A 12,253-nucleotide genomic window follows, 5' to 3' on the forward strand; every position below is an offset into this window, starting at 1 on the left:
GAGGCGGACCGTTATCATCGTTAGTAACGGTCGCCGAGATGCAAAAACCGTGCCGGTTCCGGCGGCCGCGGCGGGCGAAGCTTGAAGACCGGCGGTCCCCCGGCGGCTGCTAATCCAGCGGGGGGATGTTGGTCAGCGTCCCGTCGGGCGAAACGTAGACTGGGTTGCTCGGCGCCTCGGCGCTCTCGTCGAGTTTGACGGTCTCGCCGACGCCGCCGTAGTCGGCGTAGTGGCCGAGGACGAGTTCGACGTAGCGCCGTGTTTCGTCGTAGGGCGGCACGCCGCCGTAGTGCTCGACGGCCCGCGGTCCGGCGTTGTAGGCGGCCAGGGCGAGGCGCAGCCGGCCGTCGAAGCGTCGCAGCATCTCGAGCAGGTAGCGGCAGCCGCCGTCGAGGTTGGCGGCGGGGTCGAAGGAATCGACCACCCCCAGCTCTTGCGCCGTGGCGGGCATCAACTGCATCAGGCCCCGGGCCCCGGCCCGGGAAACGGCCCGGGGGTAGAAGGCGCTCTCGACGCGGACGACGGCCTTGATCAGGGCGACCTCGAGGCCGTAGCGCGCGGCGGTTTCAGCGATCAGGGGGGCGTAGCGGGCCTCGTTGGCCTCGCGCTGGGCGAGCACCTCGGCGGGGGGTCGGTAGAGGCGGGGGTGGGCGGGCAGGTTGGTGATCACGCCGTCGCGGACGACGACCTCGTCGGCGCCGGCGATAGTCGCCACCAGCAGTAACGTCAGCGTCAGCCGCCGCAGCATCACTCGACCCCCAGGATAACCTCGAGGTCGTAGGCCGTCGGGGTGACCTTGCCGGGCAGTTCGAGGACGCGCTTGAGTTCCTCAGCGGCGTCGATGGAGCCGGGTGCGTAGGCCAGGGTGGTCTTGTCGAGTTCGAAGTGTTCGTAGTTGCGCGGCGGCAGGACCTCGACGCCCAGTCGCCGCAACAACTCGGCGGTCTGCCCGGCCACACCGGCGACACCGCAGCCGTTGAGCACCTCGGCACGCAGTCCGGCCAGGGAACCCTCACCGGGGAGCTCGGCGGGGACGTTGGCCAGCAGTCCGGCGATGTCCGATCCCAACACGATTACGAGATCGACGCGCCGGGGTGGACCGTAACCCAGGCGGTCGGCCAGGGCCGCCGCCGTGGAGGAAATCAACTGCGCATCGCCGTGGTAATAGACGGCGGGGGCCAGGCGCATGTCGAGGGCCATGTTCTTGACGTCGACGGCCAGTTCCTCAGCTGGTCGTTCACTGAGTTGGGCGAGTTCGAAGCGGGCGTTGCGCTCGGCGCGTTCGCCGCCGCCTGCGCGCCAAAGGACGAAGCGCAGCTCGGCGGGATCCGTCGGACCCGCGGGCTCGATCTCCCCATTTTCTTCTTCGCCGCTATCTTCGCCGTCGGGGGGCGCGGTTTGGCCGTTATCGATCACGGCATCGCTGTCGGAGATGCTCTCGCCGTCGTCCTTTTCCCAGGGGCGCCAGAGGAACAGGGCGCCGACGAGGACCACGGCGACGACGATACTGGTGACGATGATCCGCCGCCGGCGTTTCTTCCGTCGTGCCCGCATCAATTCGACCCGTCCCTGCATCGAGCGACCTCCGGTTGAACTACACTGCGATTGTACCCCGGCGGGGCCCGGCTGGCAAGGCCCGTCGCCGCTCAATCCCCGGTGGAACTGCAAACAGGGGCGGGGCGGATCAATGTCCGCCCCGTTCAACGACCGAACCGGCGCCCGTCGGCTCAGCGCACGGCGCCGATGACGGCGGGACCGATAACGCTGGTCGTGCGGGTCTCTTCGTCGCCGTTTTCATCGTAGAGGGCGACGAGATCGGCGGTCTCGACGGCGACCCAAACCCGATCGGGCACGGCCCCCAGCAGGGGCTCGCCGGGCAGGTCGCTGACCGTCGTCAGCCGGGCCCCGGCGTCGTCGTAAAGGTGCAGGTCGCCGGTTGCGTCGTCATAGACCCAACAGCCGCCGTCAGTGGCCGAGATGACCGTCGGGCGTTCCAGCCCGGCGATCTCGACGGTCACCGAGGCATCGGCCAGATCGTAGCGTCTGAGCACGGCGCCGTCGCTGAGCCAGAAGCTGGCGGAGTCGGGCTCGGCGTCCAGGTGATAGCGTCCCTCGTCGGCCAGCTCGTGGATCCAGAGCAGCTCGCCCTGGGCCGAATCGTAGCAGTAGAGGACCTCACGTCCCTCGATGATCAGGCGCCGGGCGTTCTCCCGCCCGGCCAGGCCGAGCTGGTGGGGGAAGTAGTCCAGCTCGAGGGTCCAGAGGCCGTTGCCGTTCTCGTCCAGGGCCGAGAGGGCCTCTGCACCGGAGTCGATGACGTAGAGGTTCTGACTGTCCGGGTCGACGACCATGTCGGCGGGCTGATCGAAGCCGCTGACCAGGCGCTCGAGGATGCCGTCGGTATCGTACTTGACCAGGCGGCGGGCCGCGACGTCGGCCAGCCAGATCTCGCCGTTGACCGGATCGGCGGCCAGGGCGACGGCCCGGCCGGGATCCTCGACGATCACGGTCAGTTCACCGTCGGCGTCCAGGGCCGTCAGGCGGTCGCTGTCCCGGGAGTAGACCCAGCAGTTGCCGGGATTGACGATCAGGCTCTCGCTGGTCTCGCAGCCCGTGAAGATCAGAACTACTAGTAGAACGGCGCTCAGGCCGATGACGGCGGTGGTTCGGTTGGTCGGTTGGGCTGGGGTCATCAGTCGCTCTCTCCGGACTCGATACGCTCGAAGAGCTCGTTATCCTCGACCTCTTCTTCGGTGTCGGTGTCGGTTTCGTCGTCGGCCTCGTCGGCGGGGACCTCCAGCGCGGGATCGCTTTCTGAGACGACTACCTCGTCGCTGTCGTCGTCTTCGCCGAAGATGGCGATCGCCGCCAGGCCGAGGGCGATGACCCCGGCCAGCGCGATGGTCAGGGTGAAGCTGTTCTCGTTTTCGCTGCCGGAGTCGTCGCCGTCGTCGCCGTCGGGATCGGCGGCCAGGGCGGGAATACCGGCCAACAGCAGACAGAGAAGAATGCACAGGGTACGCATGATCTTACCTCCCTCAACCGGCGGCGGTCTTCTGCTCCGGCGTTGAGCTCGAGGGTACTGCTCGAGGGTACTGGATGGAGACAGTCGTTCGGGACTCGCGGACGGGAAGGAGCGTGGTCCTTCGCATCGCTCGGGTTTTTCGGCGGCCGCGTTTCAGCGCGCGGGGGGGATGCAAAACCCGCCCTGTTCAGCTTCGGTCAGCGGCGGTTTCGGCGGTCTGCGCCGCTTCTTCGGTTTCGGGGAGCGCCGGTTCCTCGAAGGCGCCGTCGGACCACAGGCGGCCGTACTCCAGCTCGGCTCCGCATTCGGAACCGGCGGCGATGTCGATGACCCCGGAGGCGTGGATCCGGCCCTCGACGCCGCCGGCGACGTAGGCGTCCTCGCAATAGATCCGGCCCTTGAGCCGACCGCCCTCGGCGACCCAGACCAGCCCGGAGACGGCGATCACACCGTTGAACGAGCCGGCGATGTAGACGTTGGCGTCACCGGTCAGCTTGCCGCCCAGGGCGTCGTTGGGGGCGACGAAGAAGCTGATCGGCGGATCGTTGCGAACCACCCGGGGTTCGGATGTGCGCGGAGTCTCCTCGGCCTTCTTCTTGCCGAACAACCTGGAGAAAAAACCCATCTCACCGTCCGTCGTTAGTGACTCAGGATGCCGACGAGGTCGAACTCCTGACGGTTAAAGGCATGCTCATAGGCCAGCACATCGGCCAGCGGCGTGACGGTCAACTCGGCGGCGACCAGGCCGACCATCACATCGTCGGTCCCGGCGGCCAACTGTTCAACGGCCACCGCACCCAAGCGGGAGGCCAGGTTGCGGTCGTAGGAGGTCGGAGCGCCGCCGCGCTGCAGGTGTCCCAGGACCGTGGCCCGGCACTCCAGCCCGGTCAGCCGGGCCAGACGCTCGGCCAGGGCCGGGGCCTCGCCGGCGCCCTCGGCCAGGATGACCACGGCGGACTTCTTGCGGGCCATTTTTAAGTTACGGATCAGCTTGGCCGCCAGTTCCTCCAGATCACCCAGCCCGCCGGCCTCGGGCACCAGGGCGGCCTCGGCGCCGCCGGCCAGGGCCACCTCGACGGCCAGGGCACCGCAATCCCGGCCCATCACCTCGACCACGAAGATCCGGTGGTGGCTGTCAGCGGTTTGGCGCAGCTTGTCGACGGCGTCCAGGGCCGTGTTGACCGCGGTGTCGAAACCGATGGAGTTGTCCGTGCCGGCGAGGTCGTTGTCGATCGAGGCCGGCAGGCCGATCAGCTGCAAGCCGCTTTCCGCGGAGAGGTCGTGGGCCCCGGCGAGGGAGCCGTTGCCGCCGATAACGACGAGGCCGCCGATCGCGTGATCGGCCAGCACCTCGAGAGCCCGGCGGCGTCCGGCGGCTTCACGGAACTCGGGACAGCGCGAGGTGCCCAGGAAGGTTCCGCCGCGGTCGATGATCCCGCCGACATCACGGCTGACCAGGGGGCGCAGCTCACCGGCGATCAACCCCCGGTAGCCCTCCGCGACGCCCCAGACCTCCCAGCCCCGGTAGAGGGCGCAGCGGGTCACCGAGCGCACCGCGGCGTTCATCCCCGGCGCGTCGCCTCCCGAGGTCAGTACGGCGATCTTCATCGTCTACAATCCTTCAACGCTGCAATCCATCCCGCTGTTGCATCCGTGTCGGTCCCGGCTTTCATCCGGCCAAAGCGTAGCATAGCCCCGTGCCGTGGTCAACGCGCACCTGCGTTGACAGTCCGGCGGGGGCTCCGTATACTCCATAACCGTCCTACTACCGCGACGGGAGCCCCGTGGAGAGCTACGACCGCCTGCTGGAAACCCTGGAAACCCTGCTGGCCCCGGGCGGCTGCGCCTGGGACCGGGAGCAGAGCGTCGAGACCACGGCCCGGTATCTGATCGAGGAGGCCTACGAGTTCTATCAGGCCGTCGGCGAGGCGGACCCGGCCGGGATGGTCGAGGAGTTGGGCGACGTGCTCTACCTGGCCAGCTTCATCGGCCTGCTGGCGGCCCGCGACGACCGGTTCGACCTCGAAGACGCTCTGGATTCGGCGACGCGCAAGATGCGCCGTCGTCATCCCCACGTCTTCGCCGACGACGGCCCCCGGCTCGAGGACGCCGAGGCGGTGATCCGCAACTGGGAGCGCATCAAGCACGGCGAGGCCGAGCGCGAACGGCGAAGCGTCGTCGACAAGCCCCTCAGCCACGCCCTGGACAAGGTGCCGCCCCAAACCCCGCCGTTGCTGCGCGCCGTCCGTCTGGCCGAGAAGGCGGCGCACTTCCACTTCGACTGGCCCGACATCGGCGGAGTGCTGGAAAAGATCGACGAGGAGGTCGCCGAGCTGCGCGCCGCCGTGGCCGCGGGCGACGACGACTGTATCGCCGACGAGCTGGGTGACGCCCTGTTCACCCTGGCCAACCTGGGCCGCTTCCTCAAGCTCGATCCCGGGCTGGCCCTGAGCCGGACCCTGGAGAAATTCCGCCGCCGCCTGGACCAACTGGAGGGGGAATTGGCCGCCGCGGGTCGGCGGGTCGCCGACTGCGACATGCACGAACTCGAGCAACGCTGGCAGCGGGCCAAAGAAGACGATGGACGAGACTGAACAGCCCCGCCGTCGCCGCCTGATCCTGCTGGCCGTCTGCCTGGCGGCCGTGGGAGTCTGGCTCCTCGTCGGCGGCAACCTCTCCGACGGCGCCCGGCTGCAACTCCACTACGCCGATCGGTTGGCCGCCGGCGAGCCCTGGCGGCTCAACCCCGAGGACCCCTCCACGGACGCCGCCGCCAACCCCCTCCTCGTCGCCCTGCTGGCCCTGGGACGCCTGGTGGGCGGGCCCGTCGGGGCCGTCGTTTGGGCCCATCTGCTGGGCTTCATCGTCCTGGCGGGTTTCGCCCTGACCCTGGAGCGCCTGGCCCGGCAGCTCGGCGGACACGGCTGGACGGCGCTGTTGGCCGCCGCCGCCGGGGTGCTCAACGCCCCCGCCCTTCACGGCTGTCTGGCGCTGGAACCCACCGCCCCGACGGCCCTGCTGCTGGCCGTGGTCGTCGTCGGGGTTCTCGACCGCCGACCCGCGGTGATCGTCCCGGCCACCGCCGCCCTGGTTTTCAGCGACTACGCCGGGATGTACGCCGCCCTGGCCGTCTGCCTGTCCGTGCCCGCCGTGGCCGTGCTCAAGGGCGAAAAGCAGAACCGGCGCAACCTGTGGTTGCTGCTGCCCTTCGCTCTGGCGGTGCTGCGCAGCCTGCTGCTGCGTCGGCTCTGGGAGGTCGACCCCCTGACCGACGTCGTCGTCCCCCTGTCCTCGGCCCCGCGGTTGGAGCTGACCGAGCGCCTCCTCGTCGTCGGTCGTCTGCCCCTGAAGGTCTTGGGCGCCCTGGGCGGCGGTCTGATCGGCCTGAGCCTGGCCGCCCTGGTGACCGCCGCGGCGGTGCCCCGGGCCCGCTGGCGGTTGTCCAGCGCCGTCATCGCCATCGCCCTGGCCGTGGGCGGCCTGATAATCCGCGGCGCCCGGCTGATCCTGCTTTGGCTGAGCCCCCTGGTCGTCGTCGCCGTCGTCGTCTGGCTCGCCGGTCGCTTCGACGGTCGCCGGCGACTGGCCGCGGCCGGTGCCACCCTGGTGCTGCTGACCGTCCCCGGCCTGCTCGCCGGAAAACCGGGAGGCCTGCCGACGGCCACCCGGGAGTTCGGCGACGAGGTATCCCGGCTGCTGCCGCCGGGAACCAACTTGGCCACCCCGACGCCCGGCCTGTACCTGCAGAACGGTGGCCTGCGCGTGGCCGATCTGAGCGGGGGGTTGCCGCCGGTGATCACCGAGCAACGCCGCGAGTTGGCCCCGGCCCTGGAGCGCTGGGCCGAAGATCCGCGCTACCGCCGCCCGCGCTACGCCGTCAGCGAACCGGCCAACCACGACGAACTGGCGCGCTGTCCGTTGATGAGCATGGTCCAACGCTTCGACGAGACCCGCGCCCTCTGGCGCATCGACTGGATACCCCTGGAGCGGCGCTTCGGTCTGTGGGAGCCCGCGGTCATCGAGGCCGTCGCCGGCCGACGGCTGCTGGACTTCATCGATCTGGGCGGCGACGCTCCGGTACTCGAAGGCCTGGCCGTCAACGCCCTCGGTGGGGCCGAACGCACCTGGGAGCTTGTGCTGCACTCCCAGACCATCGGCGGTCGGGAAGCCCCGGTGGCCGACACCTGCCTGGTCTACCGGGGCGCCGACGCCCTGCGCGTCGATATGCTGCTCCCCTCCGATACCGGCCTGGTCTGCGCCCGGGTCGCGGTCAGCGACGCCGACGTCGAGGTCTACAGCGAATCGGGCACTCAGTCCAGCTTTCACGAGTTGGCCGCGGATCGCTGGAACGAGGTCGTCGTCGAACTGCCCCCCGGCTCGCGTTACCTCAGTCTGATCTTCAACGGCCTGGGACCGCAGACCCGCCTGGCTCTGGGTTCCCTCTGGCTCTTCGATTGACCGGAGCGATGGGAAACGACCTCCAGCTCGAACTGGCCGACGAAACGGCCACCCTGGCCCTGGGCCGCAGGCTCGGGCGCCGCTGTCGGGGCGGGGAGCGCCTGCTGCTCCACGGTCCCCTCGGCGCGGGCAAGACCACCCTGGTGCGCGGCCTGGGCCGCGGGCTGGGGATCGAACACGGGGTGCGCAGCCCGACCTTCCAGCTCCTGCGCGAGTACCGCGGCCGCCTGGTTCTCTACCACGCTGATCTCTACCGCCTCGGCGGCACGGCGGCGGAGTTCACCGAGCTCGGCCTCTGGGAGCTGCCCGGCCCCCGAGGCGTGCTGGCCGTCGAGTGGGCCGAGCGCGGCGCCTTCCCCGGTGCTCACCTGACCGTGCGGTTGTCCTTCGCCGGAGCTGGACGCCGCATCATGCTGCGCGACGTCGGCGGCGCCCACGGCCACCTGCTGGAGTTGGACACCTCGGCGAACCTGACCTCGACGAACCCGACGGAAGGATAAGATGCGACTGCTGGCCCTGGCCTCGGCTACCCGACGCGGCGGCGCCGCCCTGCTGGACGACGCCGCGGGCATCCGCACCAGCGTCGAGTTCGCCCCGCCGACCACCGGCGGCGCCGGACTACTGCCCGCGGCCCTGGAATGCCTGAACGAGACGGGCCTGACCCCGGCGGACCTCGACGGCCTCGTCGTTTGCGGCGGCCCGGGCTCCTTCACCGGCCTACGCGTCGGCCTGGCCGTGACCCTCGGCCTGGCCGAGACCCACCGCCTGCCCGTCTACGCCCCGGGAAGCCTCGAGGTGCTGCGCTGGAGCGCCCGCGGTGAACTCGAGGACGACGAAGCCGTCCGCGTTCTGCTGGGCGCCGGCCGCGGCCTGGTCTTCACCCGGGCCTTCCACGGTGCGTCCCCCGCCGGCCCGCCGGAGCTGCTGACCCTGGAAGAGCTGGCCGCCCGCCCCGCCGCGGCGACGTATCTGGGAGCTTTTCCCGCTGACTGGTCGGCTCCGCCCGGGAGTCGCCGGCTGTCCGGCTACGATTGGATCGCCCCCCTCGCCCTGGCCGACCTCGGCCGGGTGCACCTCAACGAGGGTCGCCCGATCCCCCTCGAGGAGCTGAAACCGCTCTACCTCAAGGCCCCGGCGGCCCGGCCCCTGGTCGAAAAGGGCTGAGTTCCCGCCTCCGAGCAGACCCCATCCCCCTCCCCCGGGCGACCCCGGTATTGCCTAAAGTCCCTTTTTAGGCTAACATATTAGGTGAACACGCCTCCGTGGAGCGGATGACCCAGCGCTTACCGCCGGGAAACAACGGCGTCGCGGACCGAGCTGCCGGATCGGCGTGAAGCGGCCTGTCCACGGACAGATTTTCCAACGGCAACAAGCGGTCGACGAAGCGGCGGCCCGGCGTCGCGGCCTCCGACACCGCAGCAGACTCAGCGCCCGATACCCAGCGGCCGATGGGAGGACCAATGAGCGATAAAACCACCGAGCGCCGTTCCGCCAAGCGCTATCGTCCCACCAATCTGGACGGCGTCGTCCTCTCCGGTCTGCCCGAGCACTTCCGCGAGGTCCGGGTCCGCTCGATCTCTCGCAGCGGCCTGGCCATCGAGGTCAACATCGAGGACGTCCTGCCCCTGGACGCCCCCCTCGGCCAGCGCGTGACCCTGTCCTTCATGCTGCCCGACGTGGCCAAGATCGCCACCGTCCACGCCGAGGTCGTGCGCACCTACCGCCAAGTCTCCGACGGCGGTTTCATCCACCTGGCCTCCGACGGCGAATTGAACGAAACCTACGACGAGGGCGCCCGACCGGCCCACGACGACCGCACCTACGGCCTGGGATTGCGCTTCATCGAGCTGTCTGCGGAGATGAAGCGTCAGTTGGAGCGCTATCTGGACACGATCATCAACGACCCGTCCAGGGACGACAATCCCGCGGAAGAAGACTGAGCCAGCCCACGTCTGTCTAACGGATAAGACTCAACCATAACCAATGCCGATGACACTGAATCAACCCAAGCTGACCCTCGATCAATCCCTTAAGCTGCAGCTCAAGCTGTCGCCGAAGCTGCAGCAGGCCATCAAGCTGTTGGCCCTGCCCATCCTGCAGCTCAAGGACCGCGTCGACGAGGAACTCCTCAGCAACCCCGTCCTGGAGGCCGAACAGGGTGGCGAAGCCGGCATCCAGACCGACAGCGAACTCGAAGAACGCGACCGCGGCGACGAGGCCTGGGAGGCCCAGCGGGACTACCTGCCCTCGGACGAAACCCCCACCGACAACAACCATTCCGAGCGCGACTGGGAAGACTACCTGCGTTACGATCCGCGCCCCTACCGCCCGCCGCGACCGCTCGAGGTCTCGGAGGAAGACTCCTACATCGACCGGGTCGTCGCCCGGGAGACCTCCCTCAACGATCACCTGCTGTGGCAGTTGCGGCTCAACTGCGACGACGAGCGCCGGGAGATCATCGCCGCCGAACTCGTCGGCAACCTCGACGACGACGGTTACCTGCGCGGTTTCGATACCACCGAGCTGGCCGAGGATCTCGACCTCGACCCCCCCGCCGACGCCGCCGAGATCGAGGAGGTCCTCACCGGCTGCGTCCAGGGCCTGGACCCCCTCGGCGTCGGCGCCCGCGACCTGCGCGAGTGCCTGTTCATCCAGTTGGCCCCCCTGGCCGAGAACGGCACCGAGCCCGAACTGGTCGAGCTGGCCCGCCGGATCATCGACGGCCACCTCAACGAGGTCGCCAAGCGCAAGTACAAGAAACTGGCCCGCACACTGAAAGTCGATGTCGAGCGCCTGCGCGAAGCCGTCCATCTGGTCGCCGGCCTGGACCCCAAACCGGCGCGCAACTACACCGGCACCGCCGCCACCTACGTCAAGCCCGATGTCTTCATCGAGAAAATCGGCGACGAGTACCGCATCTATCTGAACGAATGGGGCATCCCCCGGTTGCGGATCTCCAACTACTACCGCCGCCTGGTCGCCGCCGGCGCCGCCGACAAGCAGACCAAGGAGTTCATCCGCGACAAGATCAACTCCGCCGTCTGGTTCATCAAAAATATCGACGAGCGGCGCCGCACCATCCTCAGCGTCACCGAGTTCATCTTCGAGTACCAGCGCGACTTCCTCACCAAGGGCCTCGAAGGCCTGCGCCCCCTGACCCTGGACACCGTCGCCGAGGCCGTCGACCTCAATCCCAGCACCGTCAGCCGGGCCACCTCGGGCAAGTACGTCCAGACACCCCGGGGCCTGTTCGAGCTGCGCTTCTTCTTCTCCGGCGGCATCTCGACCACCGACGGCGGCGAGGGCGTCTCGACGACCTACATCAAGGAGCGCATCCGCCGGCTGATCGCCGAGGAGACGACACCCCTCTCCGACCAGGCCATCGCCGACACGCTCCACGACGATGAGGGGCTGGACATCGCCCGGCGCACCGTCGCCAAGTATCGCAAACAGATGAAGATCCCCTCGTCCTCACGCCGCAAACCCCTCTAGCCCGAACGCTGACTCCGCCGCGCCGTCCGCGACCTTCGAAACAAACGACACGGCACACCGGGAGCACAGGGAAACGGCGACGCCGGAACCGGCACGGTTTTTGCGGAGGCCCGCCGGGGCACTCCGTCCCGGCGGGCGCCGAGATGCAAAAACCGTGCCGGTTCCGGCCGGCGGGGATTCAACCGCCCGCCTGAGTGTTGTTTCGAAGGTCGCGCCGCGCCGTCCGCAACTGTAACGACGGTAAGCCGCAACACAGAGCAATACGCAATACTATTATCCCACCCCCCACCAAAAAGAAAAATTGCCGACTACATCCCACCCCCGTCATCCCCGTTGGCTGCGTCGGGAGCCGCCCCGGAGCGAACACCTGGGCGAGGTGCGCCGCACCCTGCGCGAGCAGCGCCTCAGCACGGTCTGTGAGAGCGCCCGCTGCCCCAACCGCGGCGAGTGCTACGGCTGCGGCACCGCCACCTTCATGATCCTGGGCGAGCGCTGCACACGCAACTGCCGCTTCTGCTCGGTGCCCCACGGCGATCCGCCCCCGGTCGATAAAGATGAACCCCGGCGTCTGGCCGTGGCCGTGCGTCGCTGGGGGCTGTCCTACGTGGTGGCGACCTCGGTGACCCGGGACGACCTGCCCGACGGCGGCGCGGCCCAGTTCGCCGCCGTGATCGACGCCGTGGGCGCCCTGCCGGGACAACCCCCCGTCGAGGTGCTGGTGCCCGACTTCGCCGGGAACCCGGCCGCCGTCGACGACGTTACCGAAGCCGGACCCGCAGTCTTCGCTCACAACATCGAAACCGTGCCCCGGCTCTACCCCCGGGTGCGCCCCGGCGCCGATTACGAGCGCTCCCTCGCGGTGCTGCGCCGCGCCGCCGCTAACGGGCTGACAACCAAGAGCGGTCTGATGCTCGGCCTGGGCGAGAAACGGCACGAATTGGAGCGGGTCTTCGCCGAGCTCACCACCGTCGGCGTTCGCAGCCTGACCCTGGGGCAGTACCTGCGTCCCACGACGGAGCAATTACCCGTGGAACGCTACCTGCCGCCGGACGAGTTCGCGGAGTTGGCGGACCTCGCCCGCAACGCCGGGATCGACAGCGTCCTCAGCGGCCCCCTGGTGCGCAGCTCCTATTGCGCTGCGCAAACATACCACGAACTGTCCGGGAGCTGATCATCACGAGCGGTCGTCGCGAGCGGTCGTCGCCCTCGAACTCATCAAGATGTAGATTATCTCGTCCCGCAACCTCCAGACACCTGTTACACCAGCCACCCCGTCGC

13 protein-coding genes are annotated in these 12,253 nt (G+C 68.9%); 7 read left to right on the top strand and 6 right to left on the bottom strand.

Features of this window, described 5'->3' with window-relative positions; genetic code table 11:
• Window positions 1–109: 109 nt before the first annotated feature.
• The 6 genes from GF399_02075 to pfkA all read right to left on the bottom strand — a co-directional run bounded on the left by GF399_02075 (window position 110) and on the right by pfkA (window position 4,633).
• Window positions 110–748, bottom strand: coding sequence for a transglycosylase SLT domain-containing protein (locus tag GF399_02075; protein ID MBD3399102.1), 639 nt, complete (start codon window positions 746–748; stop codon window positions 110–112).
• Entirely contained in the window at window positions 748–1,575 is an 828-nt protein-coding gene (locus GF399_02080) for a hypothetical protein (protein MBD3399103.1), read from the bottom strand. Before GF399_02080 ends, GF399_02075 begins: the two co-directional genes overlap by 1 nt.
• A 152-nt stretch (window positions 1,576–1,727) precedes the next feature.
• Window positions 1,728–2,693: a hypothetical protein gene (locus GF399_02085; protein ID MBD3399104.1), complete on the bottom strand. Its 966-nt coding sequence runs from the start codon at window positions 2,691–2,693 to the stop codon at window positions 1,728–1,730.
• A complete protein-coding gene (locus tag GF399_02090) occupies window positions 2,693–3,025 on the bottom strand; it encodes a hypothetical protein (protein ID MBD3399105.1) in 333 nt (110 codons plus the stop codon). The genes GF399_02085 and GF399_02090 overlap by 1 nt, the downstream gene beginning before the upstream one ends.
• A gap of 187 nt (window positions 3,026–3,212) precedes the next feature.
• Window positions 3,213–3,650, bottom strand: a complete 438-nt coding sequence (locus GF399_02095) for a hypothetical protein (GenBank protein MBD3399106.1) — start codon at window positions 3,648–3,650, stop codon at window positions 3,213–3,215.
• Window positions 3,651–3,664: 14 nt separating this feature from the next.
• Window positions 3,665–4,633, bottom strand: a complete 969-nt coding sequence (gene pfkA / locus GF399_02100; protein ID MBD3399107.1) for a 6-phosphofructokinase — start codon at window positions 4,631–4,633, stop codon at window positions 3,665–3,667.
• Window positions 4,634–4,809: 176 nt separating this feature from the next.
• Here pfkA and mazG point away from each other — a divergent pair, with 176 nt between their 5' ends.
• The 7 genes from mazG (at window position 4,810) to lipA (ending at window position 12,146) form a co-directional block, all read left to right on the top strand.
• Window positions 4,810–5,619: a nucleoside triphosphate pyrophosphohydrolase gene (gene mazG, locus GF399_02105; protein ID MBD3399108.1), complete on the top strand. Its 810-nt coding sequence runs from the start codon at window positions 4,810–4,812 to the stop codon at window positions 5,617–5,619.
• A complete protein-coding gene (locus GF399_02110) occupies window positions 5,606–7,483 on the top strand; it encodes a hypothetical protein (protein ID MBD3399109.1) in 1,878 nt (625 codons plus the stop codon). Before mazG ends, GF399_02110 begins: the two co-directional genes overlap by 14 nt.
• 8 nt (window positions 7,484–7,491) lie before the next feature.
• Window positions 7,492–7,983: a tRNA (adenosine(37)-N6)-threonylcarbamoyltransferase complex ATPase subunit type 1 TsaE gene (tsaE, locus tag GF399_02115; protein MBD3399110.1), complete on the top strand. Its 492-nt coding sequence runs from the start codon at window positions 7,492–7,494 to the stop codon at window positions 7,981–7,983.
• Window position 7,984: 1 nt separating this feature from the next.
• On the top strand, window positions 7,985–8,647 hold the full coding sequence (gene tsaB / locus GF399_02120) for a tRNA (adenosine(37)-N6)-threonylcarbamoyltransferase complex dimerization subunit type 1 TsaB (GenBank protein ID MBD3399111.1): 663 nt from the start codon (window positions 7,985–7,987) through the stop codon (window positions 8,645–8,647).
• A gap of 284 nt (window positions 8,648–8,931) precedes the next feature.
• Window positions 8,932–9,423 (top strand): hypothetical protein, encoded by a 492-nt coding sequence (locus tag GF399_02125; protein ID MBD3399112.1) that lies wholly within the window; start codon window positions 8,932–8,934, stop codon window positions 9,421–9,423.
• Between the two features lie 43 nt (window positions 9,424–9,466).
• Window positions 9,467–10,975 (top strand): RNA polymerase factor sigma-54, encoded by a 1,509-nt coding sequence (gene rpoN, locus GF399_02130; protein ID MBD3399113.1) that lies wholly within the window; start codon window positions 9,467–9,469, stop codon window positions 10,973–10,975.
• 301 nt (window positions 10,976–11,276) lie between these two features.
• Window positions 11,277–12,146: a lipoyl synthase gene (gene lipA, locus GF399_02135; GenBank protein ID MBD3399114.1), complete on the top strand. Its 870-nt coding sequence runs from the start codon at window positions 11,277–11,279 to the stop codon at window positions 12,144–12,146.
• Window positions 12,147–12,253: the final 107 nt, after the last annotated feature.

The organism is Candidatus Coatesbacteria bacterium, from assembly GCA_014728225.1.
Taxonomy (GTDB): domain Bacteria; phylum RBG-13-66-14; class RBG-13-66-14; order RBG-13-66-14; family RBG-13-66-14; genus WJLX01.

Excerpts from the sequence above, each read along its gene's own strand:
- GF399_02110 (MBD3399109.1), top strand. The coding sequence starts at position 5,606 with ATGGACGAGACTGAACAGCCCCGCCGTCGCCGCCTGATCCTGCTGGCC.
- rpoN (MBD3399113.1), top strand. The coding sequence starts at position 9,467 with ATGCCGATGACACTGAATCAACCCAAGCTGACCCTCGATCAATCCCTT.
- tsaB (MBD3399111.1), top strand. The coding sequence starts at position 7,985 with ATGCGACTGCTGGCCCTGGCCTCGGCTACCCGACGCGGCGGCGCCGCC.
- GF399_02085 (MBD3399104.1), bottom strand. The coding sequence starts at position 2,693 with ATGACCCCAGCCCAACCGACCAACCGAACCACCGCCGTCATCGGCCTG.
- GF399_02075 (MBD3399102.1), bottom strand. The coding sequence starts at position 748 with ATGCTGCGGCGGCTGACGCTGACGTTACTGCTGGTGGCGACTATCGCC.
- GF399_02080 (MBD3399103.1), bottom strand. The coding sequence starts at position 1,575 with ATGCAGGGACGGGTCGAATTGATGCGGGCACGACGGAAGAAACGCCGG.
- GF399_02095 (MBD3399106.1), bottom strand. The coding sequence starts at position 3,650 with ATGGGTTTTTTCTCCAGGTTGTTCGGCAAGAAGAAGGCCGAGGAGACT.
- pfkA (MBD3399107.1), bottom strand. The coding sequence starts at position 4,633 with ATGAAGATCGCCGTACTGACCTCGGGAGGCGACGCGCCGGGGATGAAC.
- tsaE (MBD3399110.1), top strand. The coding sequence starts at position 7,492 with ATGGGAAACGACCTCCAGCTCGAACTGGCCGACGAAACGGCCACCCTG.
- GF399_02125 (MBD3399112.1), top strand. The coding sequence starts at position 8,932 with ATGGGAGGACCAATGAGCGATAAAACCACCGAGCGCCGTTCCGCCAAG.
- GF399_02090 (MBD3399105.1), bottom strand. The coding sequence starts at position 3,025 with ATGCGTACCCTGTGCATTCTTCTCTGTCTGCTGTTGGCCGGTATTCCC.